Here is a 21,285-nt window from a genome sequence, read left to right as displayed (position 1 = left end):
AAATGTACAATATGGTTATTGTAAAATAAGATAACTACAGGTATACTCTTTTCATTAATAGAAAAGAGAAATAAGTTCATAAGTTTAAAAAAAGCAAAGAAGCAGAAAAATTACTGCTCCTTTGCTTTTTTTTTTATACCGGTTAAATAGTTTGGCAGTTGACTGGTATACATTATATAAAATTGCAGCAATATGGAAAAGATAATATTAATTTAGCAGAAAGGCGGAGAGGATACAAATGAACATAATAATAACCGGAGGCGGATGGGCAGGATGTTCCGCAGCATATATGGCAAGAAAACAGGGAGCAAATGTTATTTTGATAGAAAGAACGGATTTACTTCTCGGAACCGGTTTAGTCGGCGGAATCATGAGAAATAACGGAAGATATACCGCAACAGAAGAAATGATTGCCATGGGCGGAGGAGATATATTTAAGATGATTGATGAAAACTGCCGGCATACCAATATCAATTTTCCGGGACATGCCCATGCAAGCCTGTATGACATTGCAAAAACACCAGTTGCTATTACAAATTACTTAAAAGAAATCGGAGTTGAAATCAGACTCCAGGAGAGAATAGTCAGAGCACAGGTAGAAGATGGAGTTTTAAGGAGTATTCAGACATCAAGCGGAGAGGTTTACGCAGGTGATGTTTTTATTGATACGACAGGAACTGCCGGTCCCATAAATAATTGCAGTAAGTACGGCAATGGATGTGCAATGTGCGTACTTCGATGCCCGAGTTTCGGCGGCAGGGTAAGTCTTACCGGTGTTTGCGGTATAACCGAGAAAACAGGAAAAAAAGCAGATGACTCCATCGGCGCAATGAGCGGTTCCTGTAAGCTTTATAAAGAATCTTTGGCACCTGAAATAGTTGAAACCCTGAATACCACAGGTGTTGCAGTAATACCGCTGCCGGAGGAACTCATGGAAAACCATTTAAGTGTAAAGGCCTGTCAGCAATATGCCCTAAAGGAATTTGCTGAGAATATCATTCTTCTTGATACCGGACACGCAAAGCTGATGACACCGTATTATTCAATCGAAAAACTTCATAAAATTCCTGGTTTTGAGAATGCCCGATATGAAGATCCTTATGCCGGAGGAAAAGGAAACTCTATGAGATATTTTGATATGTCTCCAAGAACCAATGCATTACAGGTAAAGGGTATAAAGAATCTGTTCTGTGCCGGTGAGAAAGCAGGTCTTTTGGTAGGTCATACGGAAGCTATTGTAACAGGGGTTCTGGCAGGGTTTAACAGTACAAGATTCTTACGTAATAAACCATTGCTTGAACTATCCAGAAAAACGGCAATCGGTGAGGCAATCGCATATGTGAATGAAGAAATGGAGAAAAAAGAGGGACTTGGTAAGAAATATACTTTCTCCGGTTCTGTTCTATTTGAACATATGAAGAAACTTGGATTATATGAAACGGATATTAATAAAATAGAAGAGAATATTAAAAAAGAAGGACTATGGAATGTTTTTGCATCGTAAACAGGATAGGCAATTGCGAAACGAATTAAAATAATCTTGTTTCGCATTTTAGCCGGGTAAACAAAAAGGAAAGAGAGGAAATCAGAATGGAACTTACATCATTGCATATTGCTTATATTGTCATTACCGTTATTATATTAATTGCTCTTTTATTTAAAAAAGAAATAGTAGTTCCTTGTATTGCAGGTACCCTTATCATCGGATTTATCTATTCAGGAAGTGCTATTAAAGCAATACAGATCCTTAATAATGCATTGATTCATTCATTTATTGAGTTATTAAGTATTATTATAGTAATTGCATTGGTTGTATCAATGTCAAAAGCCATGATCGATCTGGGGGCGGATGAGGTGATGATGTTTCCGGTCAGGAAAATTATAAAGAATAATAAGGCCGCTTTCTGGATTATAGGATTTACAATGTTAATTGTTTCATGGCTGATATGGCCCTCTCCGGCAGTTGCATTAATCGGAGCTCTATTACTTCCGGTTGCCGGAGAAGTTGGACTTCCGGTTATCTGGGCAGCGGTTGCAATGAATATTTTCGGTCATGGTATGGGTCTATCCTCTGATTTTGTAATACAGGGAGCTCCCTCCATTACAGGAGCCGCGGCAGGTATTGATGTGAATGAAGTAATAAAGGCGTCGATACCATTGTGGATTACAATGTCGGTGGTTACAGCAGGTGTAGCATTTTTTATGATGCTTAGAGAAATGAAGCTTAATAAGGGTACACAGACAATAACAAAAAAAGAATTTGTGTTAAAAGAAATTAAGAAACCGAAACGTGCCAGATTTATAGCAGTTTTTATGCCGCTTTCCTTTATCGCAGATATTATTATCATGATTACCTTTAAGATTAACGGCGGAGATGCAACAGCACTTGTTGCAGGTACGGCACTAATCCTAACCTGTATTATTACTATTTTGGATAAAGGAGTTGGCCAGGCGCTTGAAACAGCAACAGACCATTTAAAGGAGGGGTTTAAGTTTGCAATAAAAATATTTGCACCGGTAATTGTTATTGCTTCCTTCTTTTTTATGGGAAGTGAGGGGTTTGCGAAGACGGTACTTGGACCGGAAGCAACAGGTCTTTTAAATGATATCGGGCTTTGGATTTCATCGCAGATTCCCCTTTCAAAATTTACGATGGTATTAACAGAAACTGCAGTCGGAGTTATTACCGGACTGGATGGATCAGGATTTTCCGGGCTTCCGTTAGTTGGTTCCATTGCACAGACTTTCTCAGCAATAGGCGATATACATATAGCATCACTTGCTGCCCTTGGCCAGATTGTTACGGTATGGGTAGGCGGCGGTACTATTATTCCATGGGGAGTAATTCCCGTTGCAGCTATATGCGGAATCGAAGCAACCGAACTTGCAAGAAAGAATTTGATCCCAGTTTTAAGCGGATTAGGAGCAACGATAATTGTAGCACTGTTTTTAGTATAGGATACATAAAGAAAACTGATTGAATAACTGAAAGGGTTTTGTGAAATCCTTAGTTTACTTATGATTGTGCTTATTTTTAAGCTAAGAATTTTACAAATGCCCATTTTTGCTACAACCGTTTAATTTCGTATAAAATAAAACCTAAAGGTTCAACTTCTGCATTTAATATAAGAAAATCCCTGCAGCTTCGGTACTCAATGGATTGCTTCAGGTGATTATTCGCCTGAAAGAAAGTTAACTGCGAAGCAGTAAGATATTCAGGAGCACCATTTTTTAACCAAAAATCATAAATACTTCCATTCTCACGGTCAAATTGATATTTGACTATTTCATAAGAGAAATCTCCTTGTTCTACAATCGTATACTGAAATTGTCTTTTTTGTCCCTGCTCAAAAATAGAATATCTGTCGTAATAGGATAATACATTTTCCTTCCCTGAAGTAAAATCATCCGAATAATGGCAGTGATTAAAACATAATATCTGATAACAGTTCTGCGATTTTGTTACGATATAATCGCTTCCCCAACTAAGGATTTCATCTGATAATCTGGAAAGAGCCTGTAGAGCAAAAAATGAGGGTTTTTTTAAACCGGAGCGGTTCATTAAACCATATTTGCCACCGAATTCGTTAAACGGTACATAATCTTCGTCCAAAAGATCGGATAATTCCCAAAACACCAGCTGCTCAACCCTATCTATATTCGCGATAACGTTATGTAGTATAAAGGTAGCCATAAAAGCAGTATCATGTATGTAATCATTGGCAAAAGGGGATGAATTCCATTCGGTAATATGAATGGGAACATCAGTGAAAACAGTTCCGCTAAGCTGTGTATAGATCCAGTCAAAATTCCTTGTTAAGTCATTGATATCATGATAAATACGTCGTTTATTCTTTGATTCCGGTAGTACTCGGAATGAAACAGGATAACAATGAACACTTATAAAATCTAACGGAATCCGTTTTGCAGAACAAAATGTTAAAAAATCGGGAAGTATATTGTAATCCCAATAAACCGCACTGGAAGCGGCGGGACCTCCAGTTTTAAAACCCTGGTCATAAGCCTTGATTGTTTTAACGGTAGCTTCATATAGTTCTAAATATTGTTCTATAGTACCACTCCAAAAATCTTTTAGATCCGCTTCATTCCATACCTCAAAAAACCAGGTCAGTACTTCTGCCCTACCGTATCGTCCTATGATATGTTCCATAAAAGCTTGTATTAATTCGATCCATTTAGATAGGGAGGACGGGGGACAGGTATGACCTTTATAGAAATAAATGGTCTGTTCATCCGATTTCAGAACTTCTGGCATAAAACCAAGCTCAATATAAGGTTTACAGCCCTGGCTTAGTAAATAATCAAAGATATCATCAATATAAAAGAAATTATATTGATAAGTTTCCTTAAAACGGGTTATTATACCAATTTCGTCGTTGAAGATACCGTGAAAGCGTATATATTGAAAATGCAATGTATTTTGCAATACTTCAAATTGCTGACGCCATTTTGCCAGAAGAATATCGTGTGCCCTGCCGGTTGAAGTAGTGGTAAGAAAGTATTTTTTAAATTGACGTTTTGAAGTGGAAGCAGTAATCAGGATACGTTTCGATTCGGTATTGGCTGCCAGAGCCGGGTGAGCTTCCTCATCTATTTGTCCGGATAGCAGATATTTCCCGGTATTAAGTTTGGGTGAATTATAATAAATATAGGTGCCGATGCCGGTATCTATCGTTTCATTTTTGGGAATTACGTGAAATTCTTCCGATGCTGTAGCTGAATTATTTCTATATTCGCTTGGTGAACAACCGGTCAATTTATGAAAAGTACGGTTGAAAGTCTTGTTATTGCCAAAGCCGTGGCGAAGATAGATTTCTGTTATGGAATCACTTGTATTTCTTAGATCTTTTTGAATCATACTGATCCGATAACTGTTAAGATATTGAGTGAATGTTGTATTTGTATATTTTTTAAAAGTATGTGAGAGATAATAGGGACTGAAATTTTCAGAGCTCGCTAAATCCTCTAACGAGATATCCTCGCGGTACATCTTTTCTACATAAGCAAAGATATTTTTTATTCTGTTAATCTGATTATTTTTTATTGCCAGCTGTCTGTCAGAGGTAGCAGCATAGGAATCGTCTACTGGCAGCATAGAAATAATATTACAGCAAAGAAGATTAATGGCAGATTGATTGGAATCTTTTTTAGGAGGGATGATCGAAGCCAGTTTTTTTGATAATTTAATTAAGGCTTCACAATTCTCATGATAGTAGTCTGACTGAATATCAGTACTTATTTGATTGACAAAGTGTATGGAGGATAAATCAATGTTAAGGCTTTTGAAAAGCTGTTCATTAATTTGCAGCAACAAAATCTGAGTGGTTTTTTCTTTACTGCTTATACAGGAATGAATCTGTTCACAGTTTACAATTGCGATTTCGTTTTTATTCAGACAAAAGGTATCTCCACTAATAATACATTCTAAGGTGCCGGAAATAACGAAAATTATCTCAATTTCGTTATGCCAGTGAGGAATTGCCTTTAAATAGTTGATATCGTAGAAAAGGATAGACATTCCATTTGGGTATTTAATTAACTCATATTTTGCTACCATTTTTTAACTCTCCTGTCACTTTTATTAATCATGTTTGAAAAATGTCGTAGATTGTATAAAAATTATACAAAAACATTGTTTCAAATACAAGTGAAAAAGCAATTTTTGAGCCATTGCCAACAAAATTAACGTAGATGAGCAAAATGTGAGGTATAAATTCTTAAAATAGACACGACTTCCCGAAGGTGAAAAAGTATAATATATATAACGCTATAAATCACAAAAAATTCTAAATAATATAGAAAATATACAAATAGTATAGTCAATATACAAATTAGGAAAACTACAGAACCCTTATTAAGATAATATATCAAAGTTAAGCGCGCAGCTTTGATGTATATATATAACTATTAATTTATTTAAGAGTTTATGGATTGGAGGAAGGAAAAAATGATATTAAAAAAATTAGCAGCTATAGGTTTGGCGGGTATCATGGCAGCAAGTCTTATGGCGTGTGGCGGTGGAAATTCAGCTAAGACTGAGGGCTCATCAGCAAATGGGGGAAAACAAAAGCTGGTAATCTGGTCTTGGGGGGCAGATGAAGAGAAAAAATCCAGAGAATCCATGGTAGAGGTATTTAAGAAAGCTCACCCGGAAATTGAAGTGGAACATTCTGTTATTCCTACGGCAGATCATGTATGGGATCAGAAAATGACAGCGGCTCTTTCAGCCGGCACCGGACCGGATGTTATCCAGATGTCTCCGGACTATTATGGTTTGTATACAAAATATTATGAGGATTTAAATCCATATGTGGAAAAAGAAGGGGTAGATCTTAAGTCTGTGACTACGGAAGGAATGATTGAACCTTATTACCGGCCGGACGGTAAACTTGAAGCTATGCCTCTATTGGAAAATGTATTTGTGCTGGCATATAACAAGGATATGTTCGACAAGTTTGGGGTTTCCTATCCGACTGCAGACTGGACCTGGGATGACTTAGCGGAAGCTGCGAAAAAATTTGCAGGCGGGGAAGGAGCGGACGCTACATACGGTATTGTTAATCACTGGATTGATGCAGGTATGTCAATCATCTGCAAAGGCGGAAGCGCATATTCCGATGATCTGAAAACATTACAAATTAACAGTCAGGAAGTAAAAGACGGACTGACATTATTTGGTGATTTAATACAAAGCGGTGCAATGCCGGATGATACTGCGGCAAAGAGCCTTCCGAAAGAACAGTTATTTGTATCCGGACATGCGGCAATGTATACATTGGGTGGATTTGAAACAAAGCTGATTTCTGATGAAGTAGGTGACAATTTTCAATGGGATGCGGTACCTATGCCGAAAGTTGCTAACGGAGGAAAGAACAATTTGATGTATGCAACCGGTTATGCAATGGTGAATACCGCGAAGAATAAAGATGCTGCCTGGACATTCTTAAAAGAAGCTGCATATACTAATGAAGATATGGCAAAAGAAACCTGCAAAGTCGGTTTAACATCCTGTAAAACTGTAGCAGAAAGTTATTATAAAGACATTAAGAACGGGCCAATCAGCAATAGCATTTATCTGGATGGGTTGGCCAGTGCAAAACTTAATATCTGGGGCGGTGCTTTTTCAGCAGTAGGAGACGTATGGACACAAATTTGGCAGTCGGTCACAATTGATAAAAAGACTGCAGATGAAGCGATGAATGAATATTATCCGGCCCTGGAAAAAGCATTTAATGAAGCAAACAGCAAATAAATTGTTCATTAAAAATAGGGTTATAACAGAGTTTAATTTTACAGGTAAGTATCACCGCTTACAAAGCATAAGAAGGGGTTGGGAATTTTGTTTCAGCCGGAAAAATGGTTAAGTCCATGTTCCGGCTGAAATGCCTGTATAACAGGATAGGAGGTATAGCAAAATTGAATAATCAAAAGAAAGTAAAACAATATTCAACAATGAAAAGAAGAGAAGCAAGAAATTTTTACATCTATACTGCTCCATGGCTGATAGGGTTCCTTGTGCTTACATTATATCCAATTCTATATTCATTTTATCTTATGTTTACCAACATGAATCTAACCGGTGTTGGTGAATTTGTTGGACTTGAGAATTGGAAATATGCATTTACAGATGATAACTTATTTAGAAAAGCGTTTTTAAATACACTGAAATATGTTGTAATGTTTGTGCCAAGCAGTATTATAGTTGCATTTTTTATTGCTTTGTTATTAAGTAAGAAAGTAAAAGGGCTGGGATTTTTCAGAACAGCTTTTTATATTCCATATATTACATCAGGGGTAGCAGTTACGATTCTCTGGGGATGGATTTTCCAGAAAGATTACGGAATTATCAATTATGTCTTATCTCTGGTAGGGTTAAAAGGACCTAACTGGCTGGGAGACAAAAATATAGCGATGGTATCCATTGTTATCTTAGCATTATGGACAATAGGAAATAACATTATTATTATGTTAGCCGGAATCCAGGACATTCCCCAGTCTTATTACGAAAGTGCACAAATTGACGGCGCAGGTTCTATACGCCAGACTTGTTTTATTACTTTGCCATTATGTACACCAACGATATATTTTAATCTGATTGTTACGGTTATCGCAGCCTTCCAGGTCTTCCAGCAGCCATTGATTTTAACCAACGGTGGGCCGCTGAACAGTACATATACTGCAGCTATCCACTTATATAATAATGGATTCCTGTATGGAAAAATGGGTTATGCCTCTATGATGGCATGGGGTATGTTTGCAGTTATTATGTTAATTACCATAGTTGTTGTATCAACGTCTAAACACTGGGTATTTTATGATGATTAATGAGAGGAGGATTTAAAAATGCATACAAGATCACAGAAAAAAACCAAAATTGCTGCAAGGATTGTTACTTATTTGATTTTAATTTTTGCAGCGGTTGTCTGTCTGTTTCCGTTTATATGGATGATATCCACATCGTTTAAACCAATGTCGGATATTTATAAAATGCCTCCGTCCTTAATCCCGGAAAAAATAACTGTAGAAAACTTTGTGGAAGGCTGGAAAGGTGCCAGTTTCCAAATGTATTTTAAAAATACGGCAATCATTACGTTTCTGGCAACAATCGGTACGGTGCTTTCATCCTCCGTTGTAGCTTATGGATTTGCTAGATTTCAATCCAGAATGTCTAAAGTATTATTTATGGTGTTACTGGGAACCATGATGCTGCCCTCACAGGTCACATTAATTCCTCAGTATTTGCTTTATTACAAGATGGGAATGCTGGATACTTTCTGGCCATTAATTATTCCCAGCTGGCTGGGTGGGGGTGCTTTTAATATCTTCCTTTTCATTCAGTTCTTCAGAACCTTGCCTAAAGAATTAGATGAAGCTGCTAAGATTGATGGAGCAAACTCTTTCCAGGTATTTGCCAGAATCCTGCTGCCATCTGTAAAGCCGGTCATGTTAGCCGTATTGGTTATGGCTCTGGTCTATAATTGGAATGATTTTTTCAACCCATTGATTTATTTGAATTCCAATGAAAAATTTACAATTGCGATCGGATTACAATTCTTTAAAGGTTCTCAGGGGAATGTACAAATCGGACAAATGATGTCAATGGCGCTGATTTCCTTGCTCCCTGTACTTGTAATTTTTGCGACCTGCCAGAAATACTTTATACAGGGAATCAAAATGTCCGGGTTGAAAGGCTGATGGAGTGATTAGATTCGCAATTGCCAAATAAGAAATATTATAATAGGAGAATAGCAGATGAAATACAGAAATCCAATTATTTCCGGTTATAATCCGGATCCGTCTATATGTCGAGTAGGAGATGATTATTATATTGTTAATTCAACTTTTGAGTATTTTCCAGGTGTGCCTATTTATCATAGCAAGAATCTGGCGAACTGGGAGTTAAAGGGGTATTGTCTGACAGAAGAAAGCCAGCTTAAATTGAAAGGCTGCCGGCCATCAGGTGGAATATTTGCCCCGACATTACGTTATCATAACGGAACATTTTTTATGGTAACTACCAATGTTTCCGATAAAGGTAATTTTATCGTACATACTGAAGATATATCAAAGAAATGGTCAGAACCGGCATGGGTTGATCAGGGAGGGATAGATCCGTCCTTGCTTTTTGATGATGACGGAAAAGTTTATTTCGTATCGACCACTATGGATAAAAATGGAATGCAAGCCATGTTTTTATGTGAAGTAAACCCGTTTACCGGAGAACGTTTAACGGAAAGTGTAGTGATCAGCCGGGGCTGCGGAGGCAGATATGCGGAAGGTCCTCATCTGTACAAATGGTTTGGCAAATATTATCTTATGTTAGCAGAAGGCGGTACGGAATATGGTCATATGGAAACCATGTTAAGGGCAGAAAATCCCTACGGACCGTATGAAGAATGTCCTTTTAATCCGATTTTGACCCATAGAGATGATATGCGGGAGGAAATATACAGCACCGGACATGCCGATATAATGCAGGACCATAATGGGAACTGGTGGCTGGTATGCCTGGGGATCCGCCCCTGCCAGGAAAAACCTGACAGAGTATTACTGCATAACCTTGGAAGGGAAACATTTTTGACACCGGTTACATGGACAGAAGACGGGTGGCCGGTAGTAGGAGAGAAGGGCCTCATTTCTCTGGAAATGGACGGACCGCTTCCGGGAAGTGAGCCGAAACCCGTTAATCACAATTTCCATGATGATTTTTCAGGGGATAAATTCAGTCTCCATTATAATTTCATCAGAAATCCACATATGGAAAATTATATCTTAAATAGTATAAAGAAAGAACTGATATTAACAGGTACTGAAATTACACTTGATCAGGTAGATTCACCAACCTGGCTTGGTATCCGCCAGAAAGGGTTTGAAACGGTATCAACAGTTAATGTGAGTATTCCAAAAGCCATACAGGGAATGAGAGCAGGTCTAACGGCATTTTATAATGACTCGTATCATTATGAAATATATCTTACGGTGGAAGCTAATATTTATAAGGTAAGTCTGGCAAAGCACATTCATGATATTATTACAGTTACTTCAAGTGTTGAAATTCCAAATGGTGATAATATATATCTTAGAATAGTATCTGATAAAACATATTATAGATTTTCTTATAGTCTGGATGGTGAGCATTATACTGAAATAGGAACAGGACTTGTGGTTGGGCTTTGCACGGAAAGTACAAAAACCATGACTTTTACAGGAACTTACATTGGGTTATTTGCTGAAAACGGGCAGAGTATTTTTAAAGATTTTAACGTATTGGTATTGGATTAGATTTTTTAAGGAATAAGAAGTAAATCCACGCAGGAGTGATACATTCTTCTGCGTTTTTTATATGTCTATACTTGTTTCCATTAAGGATTGTTATTATAATAACACAGTAATCAACAAAGAGCATTTTACTAATAATCCTATTCGGATAAAAAAGAAATTATTGTGCTGTGGAGTACAGATTTTTAAAATCTCCCGGAGTGCAGTTTAAACGTTTTTGAAAAGCATCATAAAGTCTTCTTTCATTGTTGTAACCAACAAGATAACTGATTTCCGATACGGTAATATCTTTCTCAAACAGCAGCAGCTCAGCCGCTTTTTTAATTCTGATATATTCCAATAGACTTTTAAAACTGTTTTCTGTAAATTTGCCAAAAAGTGATGAAATATAGCAGGGATGCAACAACAATTCATCACTCAGTGTCTGCAGAGAGATATCATTCATGTAATTTTTCTCAATATATAAAATTGCTTTTTTTAGAGAAGTCGGATAATTTTCCTCATCCAGATTCACTGAAAAGTATTCCAAATCCGGAAGAATTCTATCCTTAATGAGAGAATAGGTCTGAGGTAGAGAATTATATACATTATATATAAGCGATAGCAATTCCTGCTTATCAATTGGTTTTAATAAATACCCAATCACTCCGAACCGTATAGCGGTTTGTGCATATGTAAATTTATCATAACCGGAGATAATAATAAAATTATTACACAACTCTTTTTCCTTTAGGTTTTTTACCAGATCCAACCCATTCATCATATGCATACGGATGTCCGTGATAACTAAATCGGGTTTAAAAGCAGCTGCAATATCAAAAGCCTGCTGACCGTCGTAAGCTAGATGAATAGATGTAGGAAAATCTACATTGGATTCTATGATAGACAAAATACCATTGGCTATATTTTCTTCATCGTCAACAATCATTATCTTCAAAAGTTTTCATTTCCTTTCCTGTATGAATATTTCATATTTATCTATTATTACGTTAGTACATTTTGGTTAACTTAATCCAATGCCATTATATAATAAAAAACCGCAAATCTCAACTTATAGCTGATGGCAGATTAGGATTATGTCATAACCTTTTTAAGTAGAAGCTTACAGTAGTTCCTAATCCAGGTTCACTATTAATATAAAGCCTGCCATCTCTTGAACCGTAGAATGTTATTAGTCGGCTGTTCACATTGTTTATCCCGATATGTTGATTTGAATCAACTTTCATCTGTTCTAAATCCGCATTAATAGAAGATAAGGTTTCTTTATTTATTCCATTACCGTTATCAATTATTTCCACCAGAATGTTAGGTTCGTTTCCTGAGCCCGTTCCTTCTTTAACATGGATAAAAATCTTTAATACCTGTCCGATACAATATCCATGCTTTATAGCATTTTCCAGTATTGGCTGCAGTATAAGCCTTGGGCAGTATACATTGTCTAATTCCGTTAACACGGAAATCGCTATCTCAATTTTTTCTTTTAATCTGATTTTCTGCATCTGTAAATAGTTTTTGGCAAAATACAGCTCGTTTTCCAGTGTAGACTTATTTGTCTTCATATTGAGGCTATACCGCATATGCTTTCCCAGGGTCAAAAGCATATCGGCTGTTTCCGTGTCATTATGTGTCTCGGCACTCATACGGATATTTTCCAGCATATTATATAGAAAATGAGGTTTTATCTGAGCCTGGAGTGCATAATATTCAGCATCTCTTTTTTGAATTTGACTTTGAAAATTTTCATTGGTTAGCTGGATGATACGTTCAATCAAATTGTTATGGGAAGTAATCATGACACCGATTTCATCTTTATATAAAGGAGCCTGAAATTCCTCCAGATTATTTGCATCAGTATCGTTTACATATTGACTAAATGCTTTTAATCGTCTTGTGATGGAAGACGCTATCATATAATATAGCACAGTAAGAACCAGAAATAATATGATAAGTAAAGCAATAAGACGGTTCCCGTCATAACTAACGATTGAATTAGTATGATTGACCTGTATGATTTTACAGGATAGAGCTTCTATATCAACGGTCTGGTAATTTCTATTTTCCTCATAAAGGCTGTCCAAAGTGTTATCTGAAATTGTCAGGGTATTTCCCTCGTATGTATAAAGCTGTCCACTGCTTTCAACATAGAGATAAAGATCGTTCTCTGATAAGGAATTAAAACTGTTGAAAACTTTAGGAACCTTTGTTTTTATTTTAATGATTCCAAGATAATACGGATAAGTGGTTGAGTATATCATTTTATAATAATCCAGTCTCGGAGCATAATTATCATCCACTGAGAATCTCCATAAACCGGGTGCACTTCTTTTGATTTTTTCAATATATGCTCCATCAACATTGATATTTTCGATGGAAGTTAATCGATTTGCCAGATCCATAGGATATCTTTCGTAACCATAAACAGTAAGGTTAGCCAAGTAGGGATTAATTTTAGTGGAAGTATACAGAGGCTGTAAGTATTGGAGGTAGTTATAAAGTGATTCTGCAACAGTACTATAATTGCCCTGCAGATAATTCTTAAGTATTGCATTATTTTCGAAAGGTGCTGTTGCAGAGGAAATCTGTTCCAACTGAATATCAAAATTCTGCTTTGCAATATTGAGGGAATACTGCTGGTTAAGAAGATAATTTTTGATAAATGCAGAATAATTAGCCTGATAGAATGACCACTCCAATACAAAGGTTGGAACTAATATAACTATAAAATAGCCGATTACTAATTTACGTGTAATTTGTAGATTCATATATAAATATTTTAATTTCATCAGGATACTGATGCATCTTACATACATGACTTTTCCGCCTTTTGCTATACTTTATATGAATTAGAAAAAAATGATTTAAATAAACGATACTGCAATTAGAGGCAGGAGTCAATTAAATTTAGATGTATGCTTAAAAAAGCGCATAGAACATTAATTTCTAGCAGTGGATAGTAAAAAAAAACTGTTATATACTTAGATTACAACAAGGAAAGGAGAGGTATTATGAAAAGTAAGTTATTTAAGAAAACAGTTGTAGTGATTCTGGCAATTACCATGATAATTGGTATGACAGGCTGCAGTAAAAACAGTAATACTGCAGGAAAGGATATACCGGAATCGACGGCACAGGACAATGGGGGAAGCAGTACAAGTGGGGATTCGGCTTCATCTTCCGAGGATGTTGTTGAACTGGATCTGCATATCAATGAATCCTGGTGGCCGGTGAATACTTTTACTGGAATTATTCCGGAAGAAATTACAAAAAAAACAGGTGTTAAATTGAATGTTAATGTAGCAAGTGACAGTACCCAATTAGGGGTTATGATTGCATCCGGTGAATTACCTGATTTAGTATTATCATCAACAGAACTTGACAGACTCTCGAATTCGTCCCTTAGTTATTCTTATCCGGAACTGGAAGAAAAGTATGGTGTAAAAATTCCAGGGAATGATGAGCAACAAGCTATAGCAAAATCATTATCATCCGACGATAATTATTATTGCTTACTTAATTGGTATGATACAAAAGAGGAATGGAATAACTTAAAAGTTGGTGCACCCGGGCAATCTGCGATCTTTTATCGCAAGGATTTGTTAGATGCGGCAGGTATACCAGTCCCGACTACTATGGAAGAATTTAAAGAATGTTTAGCTAAAGTAAAAACAGCCTATCCCAATATGACACCTTACGGTCTTGGAGGTGCCTGGAAATTCCAGCCGTTTACTACATGGAATGGTATGATGGATAGTGCTTATGACGGAACTACCTATTATTATGATTGTACAGCACCACTATATAAATCATATCTTCAATATTGTAATAGTTTGTACAGAAGTGGTTTTGTTACTGCTGAAGATTATGCAAATGAAAATGAAGCCGATGGTCATCAGAATGCATACAATAACGGATGTGTATTTTATTGCTGGTATGCAACTGTTGGTAATTTAAACCAATTGCAATCTGAATCGAAAAAAATTACTGAAAGTGCGGATTGGGCTTTATTAAGTCCTTTGGCAGATGATAATGGTGTTACTCATGCAGCTTATTCCACTGGAAAGGGTTGGGCAGGAACATTTGTAAGTAAAACTTGTAAGAATCCTGAAGCAGCAGCTAAAGTGTTGTCTTACCTTTATTCAGAAGAAGGCCAGAAGTTAACTATGTGGGGACGTGAAGGTATTGATTATACTGAAGTTGATGGAGTACCTCAGTTTAGTGAAGACTGGCTTGCAACCAGATCAGATCCTGCAAAAATGAACGAGAAATACAACACTTGGTTTTATCTTGGTACAAGGCAAACGATTAGCTTGCTAGCGGACTTTTCGGGGATTGATGAGAGCATAGCCGCTCAGTATACGCCTTATGGTGCTGGTTATAAATCATATCCGGAGGTTGGTATTGCCATGCCTACCTCGTCATCGGATGAAGGGGTAATCAAGGCAAAACTCGATGAGATGAAAAAAAATATGGAAGGTAAAATTATCTTCTCAGATAATGATGAGGCCTTTGAAAGCAGTTATACAGAATTAATGGATGCGCTTGATAAGATAGGTGTCAATACCTATAACAGCTATATGAATGAAAAAATCAAGGAAATTAAGGACAAGTACGGTTTTTAACCATATCGTATATATGATTAAATGACTGATAGGAAGGAGAAAGTAACGTAAGCACATTTGTTTTTTACTATACGTTGCTTTCTTTTTTCTTATTAACGCATAAGCAGAGGTAAGTAGTTACGGTATCCATGCAGGAGGTTTAAGGAAGATGGAAAGAATAAAACAGGAGGCAGCGGCGAATAAATTTCTGTCTGTGCCAAAAAACAAAAATAAAACACATACATTTAAAAAGCAGCTGCCATTACAGTTATTTGTCTTAGCAGGAATACTCTACTTGATTATTTTCAGTTTTATACCTATGTTTGGCCTTATTATGGGCTTTAAGAAATATGATATCATTATGGGTGTAAAGGGAATATTCACCAGTGAATGGGTTGGTTTTAAATATTTTAAAGAATTTTTTAATGATTATAATTTTAGTCGGTTAGTTCGAAATACTATAGCAATTAGTGTATTGAAAATGATATTCACATTTCCGTTTCCTATCCTTTTTGCTATCATGTTAAATGAAATTAAGACTTTGGGATTTAAAAAAGCAGTTCAGACCTGCAGTTATTTGCCACATTTTATTTCATGGGTAGTTATATCAGGAATCGCATTCCAATTCTTTTCAAGCGAGGGTATTATCAATACAGTATTAGGTAAGATTGGAGTAATAAACGAACCGGTGGGTTTTCTGACGAATCCTAATTTATTTTGGGGTTTGACAATCTCTCTTGATATATGGAAAGAGTTAGGATGGTGGACCATTATTTTCCTGGCAGCGATTGTAGGTGTTAATCAGGAATTGTATGAATCGGCCCAAATTGATGGTGCAAGCAGGTTAAAGCGAATCTGGTACATTACATTGCCATGTATAAAACCTACTATAGTCACCGTACTAATATTGGCAATTGGTAATTTATTCGGCGGAGGTTTAAGCGGTTCCAATTTTGAACAAAGCTACCTGCTTGGTAACACAATGAATAGTGCATCTTCCGATATCATTCAGACTTATGTTTTTAATGTAGGTTTAGCGCAGGGACGTTATGCCTATGCAACTGCAGTAGGTATGATTCAATCTGTTATTTCATTAGTTTTAATATTTTCAACTAATTTTGTTTCAAAACGAATATCTGGCAGCGGACTGTTTTAGGAGGAACCATAATGTTAAAAGCATGGAAAATGAAAAGTAAGGAAGACATAGTTATTGATTTTTTTAATTATCTATTATGTATAATAATAATGTTTGTAACAATCTATCCGTTTTATTATATATTGGTTGTTTCTTTCAATGAAGGAGTAGATGCCTCATTGGGGGGCATATATTGGTGGCCCAGGAAATGGACACTTGATAATTACCAGAAATTTTTCTCAGATGTTAAATGGTTGAGGGGTTTGGGAATAACTGTGTTGAGAACCATATTAGGAACCTTCATAGGAATTCTTTTTACCACACTGGTAGCATATGGGTTATCCTTTAAAGAATTGGTGAACCGCAAGTTGTATATGGTTATTATAATTATCAGTATGTATTTTTCCGGAGGTATCATACCCTATTATACATTATTGAAAGAATTGCATCTTATTGATACTTTTGCTGTATATATTATACCCGGGGCGTTAAATACCTTCTTTATCTTGGTAGGACTGTCATTTTTTTCTGATATTCCGTCTTCTTTAAGGGAATCAGCTAAGATTGACGGTGCCAGCGAATGGAGGGTTTTTAGAAAAATTATATTGCCTATCTCAACTCCTTTTATAGCAACCTGTATATTGTTTGTTGGAGTAGGGCACTGGAATAATTGGTATGATTCAGCATTTTTTGTTCGGTCGAAAAACCTGAAGACTTTATCCTATCTGATGATGGAAGTAATTAATTCTACCCAGGTAAGTGCTATATCTCAGCAATTTGGTGCAAGTTCAAGTACTACAACAGTTTCAATTCAGACCGCTGCCATGATAATAGCGACTTTGCCGATCATATGTGTTTATCCGTTTCTTCAGAGATATTTTGTTACAGGCATTATGGTTGGTTCGGTAAAAGAATAGGAAAATACGACATTTTCCTTTTATAAAAGTCAATGCTATGGTTTATAAATCTATATCGTTTTATATAATATAACTAATTAAACGAAAGGACTTAAATATGTCATATAAATATAGTACCAAAATAACTTCCAATTCATTTACGGAGATTATTCCATACTATCAATATAATAAGACAGAATCAGGGTGGCGTGACGGAATGGTATCCGGTAACGGTGAAAACGGCGTTGTATGCTCCTGCTCTCCTTATTCGGATACGTTAATCTACCAGAATATGTATTTTATTATTCCCTCCAGTCAACCCCGTACGGTGCCGCCTGAAGTAACGAAAGAACTTCAGGAAGCCAGACAGGCTGTTATAAATTTTGATGACAGTTGGAATATTCATAACAGAAACCGTACCTTTCTTTATTGTTTTCATCCGGGTCACCAGGTCAGACTTAATATGCCAAAAGAGGAATTATTAAATTACACCAGGGAAACAAATTATGAAACAGCAGAAATAACAGTAAATTATACCGATAAAAACGGAACCTGGGCGAGAAGCACTTTTAGCTCAAGGGAAGATAATGTCACGGTCACAAAAATTACCAAATCAGATATCGGAGCAAAAATTAATGTTGCTATTTCAATTGACGACCTTTCCGGTATGAAGAATTTTAACCGTGGTGTCTTTGATAGTAAGGGAAATCGCCCGGAAGAAAAAATGCAGTATAAGAAGCTTGTGGATGAAGAATGCTCCTATGTCGCTATGGTTGCACACTACCCGTTTTTTGAAGGAAGTGAGTTGTCGGAAGGTGGATATGCAGGTGTTACAAGAATTATAACAGTCGGTGGAACAAGAAAGAAGATTATTGGTGATGATACGAATGAAATAATTAACGTAGGAATTGCGAAAAATCCTGTTGTAAACGTCACGGATGCGGATGAAATATATTTAATTACAAAGACGTTACGTACCCACCATATGGGCAGCTTGGATGTTTTCGCAACCCTGAAAGAATATGATATTGTGAGTGAATTGCTATCCGATACGCAAAAGATAGCTGAGAAATACGTAGATGAAAGAGGCTGCTTCTCTTATGATTTAGCACTTACGCCTCACAGGAAAAAGCATGCTGGTTTGTATAACTCCGTTTCTTTCAGCCTTGGTTCAAAAGAGGACAAAGACGCTTATAACGAAGATTTATTAAAAAAACAAAAGCACAATAAAAGCTTACAGGATGCTTTGGTTGAACGGGTCTATAATCAGGGGAGGTATGCGTTAGCCTGCTGTTCCGGATTTTCGGCACCCAGACTTTGCGGGCTTTGGACCGGTGAATGGAATCCTGGATGGAATGGTGCCTACACAATGGATGCCAATGTGAATCTTCAGGTTTCCGGTATGAACACAGGTAATGTATATGATGCTGCAGTCGGATATATCTATTTCATCTTGAGACAGTTAAAGGATTGGGAAGAGAATGCGGCCATGGTTTATTCAATGAAAGATGCAATTCTGGTTCCTGTCAATACGGACGGGGATAGAGCTATTATGGTTGAATATGATCAGTACTATCCATTTCAATACTGGAATGCCGGTGCCAGCTGGATGCTCTTACCTATCTATGAATTCTGGCAATGTTTCGGAAACCGGATAATACCTGTAAATGATAAGATAAGTCATATATATAAGCAGGATAACCTGGACCTGTTAAAAGATATATTACATCCCCTTGCCGTGAAACAGGCTAATTTTTGGCAGCAGCTCTGTACTGCCGAATATTATACCGATATTAACGGAAAGGCCTGTTACAAAAAAGGGAAAAAAGAACTTGCAGACGGGGAGAAATATATCATTCTTCCATCTTATTCTCCGGAAAATAAACCGAATGGCTACGGTAGTACTATAACAGCAAATGCGACTATGGATATTTCAGCTGCCAGGGATGGACTTAAGATGATGATCAAATTGGAAAAAGCTTTGGCATATGAGGGATATGAAAAAGAAGTGAAGAAGTGGGAAAATCTAATGGAGAAGCTTCCCGATTATAAATATGATAAGACAGGCGCACTCTGTGAGTGGGCAATGAACGAATATGATGAGAATAATGAGCACCGTCATATAAGCCACTTATATTGTGCCTGGCCTGCTTATGAAGCGCAGAATAATGAAAAACTCTCAAAAGCCTGCAATACAGCAATTGAGAACAGAAACCGTGAAAATGCGGGTAAAGATGATACTGCCTCACATGGGTGGGTTCATAAGGCATTGGTTGCTACCAGACTTAAAAATGGAGCTGCAGTATATGATTTGTTAACTACCATTATGTCCAGTGATATATATTTTAACTCTCTAATGACAGACCATAATACAGATAGGAACATGGGAGTCTTCTGCACGGATACATCAATTGGTACAGTCGGTATAATAAACGAAATGTTAGTATATTCCAATACCGGTGAAATCGAACTTCTTCCGGCTCTTCCCGCTCAATGGAAAAAAGGCTCCATCTATGGGCTTATGACCAGGACAAATGCAAAGATTACTAAGCTGGAATGGGATACAGAACAAGAAAGAGTGGCATGTTCTATATTGTCAAATTCGAATCAGACAATTAAAATCGGATGTCTGGTCGGTAACGGTACTTTTCAAACATCAGATGGAATAACCTATAAAAATGGTGATGAAATCGTATTTAAAATGCAGGATGAAATAACAATTTTTCTGAAGAGAACGAACTAGAGTTATTATCCCCGTAATAAATTATTAACTAATTGATTGCGGGGGTAATTTTTTCATAGAAAATAAAAAACTTTTGCTATTCTTCTAAGACTCGCATGTTCTTGACGAGACGATTCGCAATAACGTAACAGTAGAGTTTAAACGACTGCAAGATTACTTGAATTCCTTAATCGAGAGCGCAAATATTATTATGTTCTACTACCGGAGAGATCAAGGTTTTCCCGCCTCAAACGAATTCTTTGATATTATCTCTCCAGGAATGTACCGGCTTCCAGTTAAGAAGCTGTTTGGCTTTTTTATTGCTGATAATACCAGTATAACCATCCAGAGGACCGCGATAATCCTTAACCTCCGGAAATACAGCTGTCATAAGATCCAGACTTTTAAGATCCATACACGTTTCATCTGCAACAATATTTAATGCAAGACATCCAAGGCTATCGGTTTCCAGACCTAATCTGCAAGCACTGGCGGCATCTCGTACATCGATATAATTCCATAAATTACGTACCCTTTGCCAGGGATCTTTGTTAAATTCCGGGTAATTTTTAAACATTTCCGGAGTATGAATATATCCGAATCTAAGACAAAGTATTTGCATACCTGTCCTTCTGTGAATGGCTTCTGCTATATTTTCACTTACTACTTTAGAAAGCCCGTAGGGATCTTCAGGAAGACAGGGATGTTCTTCGTCCAACGGCACATAGACAGGGGCGTGTAATTCTTTGGCAAAACCGATACCATACGCAGTTTCACTGGATGCTAAAACCGCCTTTTGAATCCCCAGTCCTGCGGCAGCTTCAAGTATATTGTAAGTGGCCATGACATTATTTTGAAACGTTACTTCATTAGGGTATAAAAAAGCAACAGGGATGGCAGCCAAATGTAAAACTGCATCCGCACCCTGCAAAACGCCATAAGCTTCTCCAAGATTCCTTAAATCTGCATAAACGGTATCACAGATATTTTCTTTGGGTACTTTCGAATCCACATTAAGAACTTCATATCCATGCTCCAGCAGATCTTTAATAACCCATACTCCAAGCTTACCGCTTCCGCCGGTTACAACTATTTTTTTCATCTTAAGTTTCCTCCATCTCCGATCTGAAATTG

At 36.8% G+C, this 21,285-nt stretch carries 14 protein-coding genes; 10 read left to right on the top strand and 4 right to left on the bottom strand.

Features of this window, described 5'->3' with window-relative positions:
• Window positions 1–238: 238 nt before the first annotated feature.
• Window positions 239–1,504, top strand: coding sequence for an FAD-dependent oxidoreductase (locus RBU59_RS05945; RefSeq protein ID WP_308146961.1), 1,266 nt, complete (start codon window positions 239–241; stop codon window positions 1,502–1,504).
• Window positions 1,505–1,590: 86 nt separating this feature from the next.
• Window positions 1,591–2,958 carry a hypothetical protein gene (locus RBU59_RS05940; protein WP_308146960.1) on the top strand — a complete coding sequence of 456 codons (1,368 nt, stop codon included), beginning with the start codon at window positions 1,591–1,593 and terminating at the stop codon, window positions 2,956–2,958.
• Window positions 2,959–3,067: 109 nt separating this feature from the next.
• Here RBU59_RS05940 and RBU59_RS05935 read toward each other — a convergent pair whose 3' ends face one another.
• Window positions 3,068–5,578 (bottom strand): GH39 family glycosyl hydrolase, encoded by a 2,511-nt coding sequence (locus RBU59_RS05935; protein WP_308146959.1) that lies wholly within the window; start codon window positions 5,576–5,578, stop codon window positions 3,068–3,070.
• A 390-nt stretch (window positions 5,579–5,968) separates the two neighbouring features.
• Here RBU59_RS05935 and RBU59_RS05930 point away from each other — a divergent pair, with 390 nt between their 5' ends.
• The 4 genes from RBU59_RS05930 to RBU59_RS05915 all read left to right on the top strand — a co-directional run bounded on the left by RBU59_RS05930 (window position 5,969) and on the right by RBU59_RS05915 (window position 10,803).
• Window positions 5,969–7,273, top strand: coding sequence for an ABC transporter substrate-binding protein (locus RBU59_RS05930; protein ID WP_308146958.1), 1,305 nt, complete (start codon window positions 5,969–5,971; stop codon window positions 7,271–7,273).
• A 164-nt stretch (window positions 7,274–7,437) separates the two neighbouring features.
• The gene (locus RBU59_RS05925; protein ID WP_308146957.1) at window positions 7,438–8,346 is read left to right on the top strand and encodes a carbohydrate ABC transporter permease; all 909 of its coding nucleotides are present in this window, start codon (window positions 7,438–7,440) and stop codon (window positions 8,344–8,346) included.
• Between the two features lie 18 nt (window positions 8,347–8,364).
• Window positions 8,365–9,216, top strand: a complete 852-nt coding sequence (locus RBU59_RS05920) for a carbohydrate ABC transporter permease (RefSeq protein WP_308146956.1) — start codon at window positions 8,365–8,367, stop codon at window positions 9,214–9,216.
• A gap of 57 nt (window positions 9,217–9,273) precedes the next feature.
• Entirely contained in the window at window positions 9,274–10,803 is a 1,530-nt protein-coding gene (locus RBU59_RS05915) for a glycoside hydrolase family 43 protein (protein ID WP_308146955.1), read from the top strand.
• Window positions 10,804–10,960: 157 nt separating this feature from the next.
• Here the strand turns inward: RBU59_RS05915 and RBU59_RS05910 are convergent, their stop codons facing one another.
• Both RBU59_RS05910 and RBU59_RS05905 read right to left on the bottom strand, forming a co-directional pair.
• Window positions 10,961–11,728, bottom strand: coding sequence for a response regulator transcription factor (locus RBU59_RS05910; RefSeq protein ID WP_308148549.1), 768 nt, complete (start codon window positions 11,726–11,728; stop codon window positions 10,961–10,963).
• A gap of 151 nt (window positions 11,729–11,879) precedes the next feature.
• On the bottom strand, window positions 11,880–13,610 hold the full coding sequence (locus tag RBU59_RS05905; RefSeq protein WP_308146954.1) for a sensor histidine kinase: 1,731 nt from the start codon (window positions 13,608–13,610) through the stop codon (window positions 11,880–11,882).
• A gap of 195 nt (window positions 13,611–13,805) precedes the next feature.
• Between RBU59_RS05905 and RBU59_RS05900 the strand changes: the two genes are divergently transcribed.
• From RBU59_RS05900 to RBU59_RS05885, 4 genes are all read left to right on the top strand, one after another.
• A complete protein-coding gene (locus RBU59_RS05900) occupies window positions 13,806–15,419 on the top strand; it encodes an extracellular solute-binding protein (protein WP_308146953.1) in 1,614 nt (537 codons plus the stop codon).
• A 148-nt stretch (window positions 15,420–15,567) separates the two neighbouring features.
• The gene (locus tag RBU59_RS05895; RefSeq protein ID WP_308146952.1) at window positions 15,568–16,554 is read left to right on the top strand and encodes an ABC transporter permease; all 987 of its coding nucleotides are present in this window, start codon (window positions 15,568–15,570) and stop codon (window positions 16,552–16,554) included.
• A gap of 11 nt (window positions 16,555–16,565) precedes the next feature.
• On the top strand, window positions 16,566–17,450 hold the full coding sequence (locus RBU59_RS05890; protein WP_308146951.1) for a carbohydrate ABC transporter permease: 885 nt from the start codon (window positions 16,566–16,568) through the stop codon (window positions 17,448–17,450).
• Between the two features lie 97 nt (window positions 17,451–17,547).
• The gene (locus RBU59_RS05885) at window positions 17,548–20,172 is read left to right on the top strand and encodes a glycosyl hydrolase family 95 catalytic domain-containing protein (RefSeq protein WP_308146950.1); all 2,625 of its coding nucleotides are present in this window, start codon (window positions 17,548–17,550) and stop codon (window positions 20,170–20,172) included.
• Between the two features lie 226 nt (window positions 20,173–20,398).
• Here RBU59_RS05885 and RBU59_RS05880 read toward each other — a convergent pair whose 3' ends face one another.
• Window positions 20,399–21,253, bottom strand: a complete 855-nt coding sequence (locus tag RBU59_RS05880; protein WP_308146949.1) for an NAD-dependent epimerase/dehydratase family protein — start codon at window positions 21,251–21,253, stop codon at window positions 20,399–20,401.
• Window positions 21,254–21,285 lie beyond the last annotated feature (32 nt).

Origin of the sequence: Anaerocolumna sp. MB42-C2, from assembly GCF_030913705.1 — a bacterium.
In the GTDB taxonomy this organism is placed as follows: Bacteria; Bacillota; Clostridia; order Lachnospirales; family Lachnospiraceae; genus Anaerocolumna.
This window is presented reverse-complemented; position numbering and strand designations above follow the sequence as displayed.

Excerpts from the sequence above, each read along its gene's own strand:
- RBU59_RS05915 (WP_308146955.1), top strand. The coding sequence starts at position 9,274 with ATGAAATACAGAAATCCAATTATTTCCGGTTATAATCCGGATCCGTCT.
- RBU59_RS05895 (WP_308146952.1), top strand. The coding sequence starts at position 15,568 with ATGGAAAGAATAAAACAGGAGGCAGCGGCGAATAAATTTCTGTCTGTG.
- RBU59_RS05920 (WP_308146956.1), top strand. The coding sequence starts at position 8,365 with ATGCATACAAGATCACAGAAAAAAACCAAAATTGCTGCAAGGATTGTT.
- RBU59_RS05940 (WP_308146960.1), top strand. The coding sequence starts at position 1,591 with ATGGAACTTACATCATTGCATATTGCTTATATTGTCATTACCGTTATT.
- RBU59_RS05945 (WP_308146961.1), top strand. The coding sequence starts at position 239 with ATGAACATAATAATAACCGGAGGCGGATGGGCAGGATGTTCCGCAGCA.
- RBU59_RS05910 (WP_308148549.1), bottom strand. The coding sequence starts at position 11,728 with ATGATTGTTGACGATGAAGAAAATATAGCCAATGGTATTTTGTCTATC.
- RBU59_RS05905 (WP_308146954.1), bottom strand. The coding sequence starts at position 13,610 with ATGTATGTAAGATGCATCAGTATCCTGATGAAATTAAAATATTTATAT.
- RBU59_RS05880 (WP_308146949.1), bottom strand. The coding sequence starts at position 21,253 with ATGAAAAAAATAGTTGTAACCGGCGGAAGCGGTAAGCTTGGAGTATGG.
- RBU59_RS05935 (WP_308146959.1), bottom strand. The coding sequence starts at position 5,578 with ATGGTAGCAAAATATGAGTTAATTAAATACCCAAATGGAATGTCTATC.
- RBU59_RS05885 (WP_308146950.1), top strand. The coding sequence starts at position 17,548 with ATGTCATATAAATATAGTACCAAAATAACTTCCAATTCATTTACGGAG.
- RBU59_RS05900 (WP_308146953.1), top strand. The coding sequence starts at position 13,806 with ATGAAAAGTAAGTTATTTAAGAAAACAGTTGTAGTGATTCTGGCAATT.
- RBU59_RS05930 (WP_308146958.1), top strand. The coding sequence starts at position 5,969 with ATGATATTAAAAAAATTAGCAGCTATAGGTTTGGCGGGTATCATGGCA.
- RBU59_RS05890 (WP_308146951.1), top strand. The coding sequence starts at position 16,566 with ATGTTAAAAGCATGGAAAATGAAAAGTAAGGAAGACATAGTTATTGAT.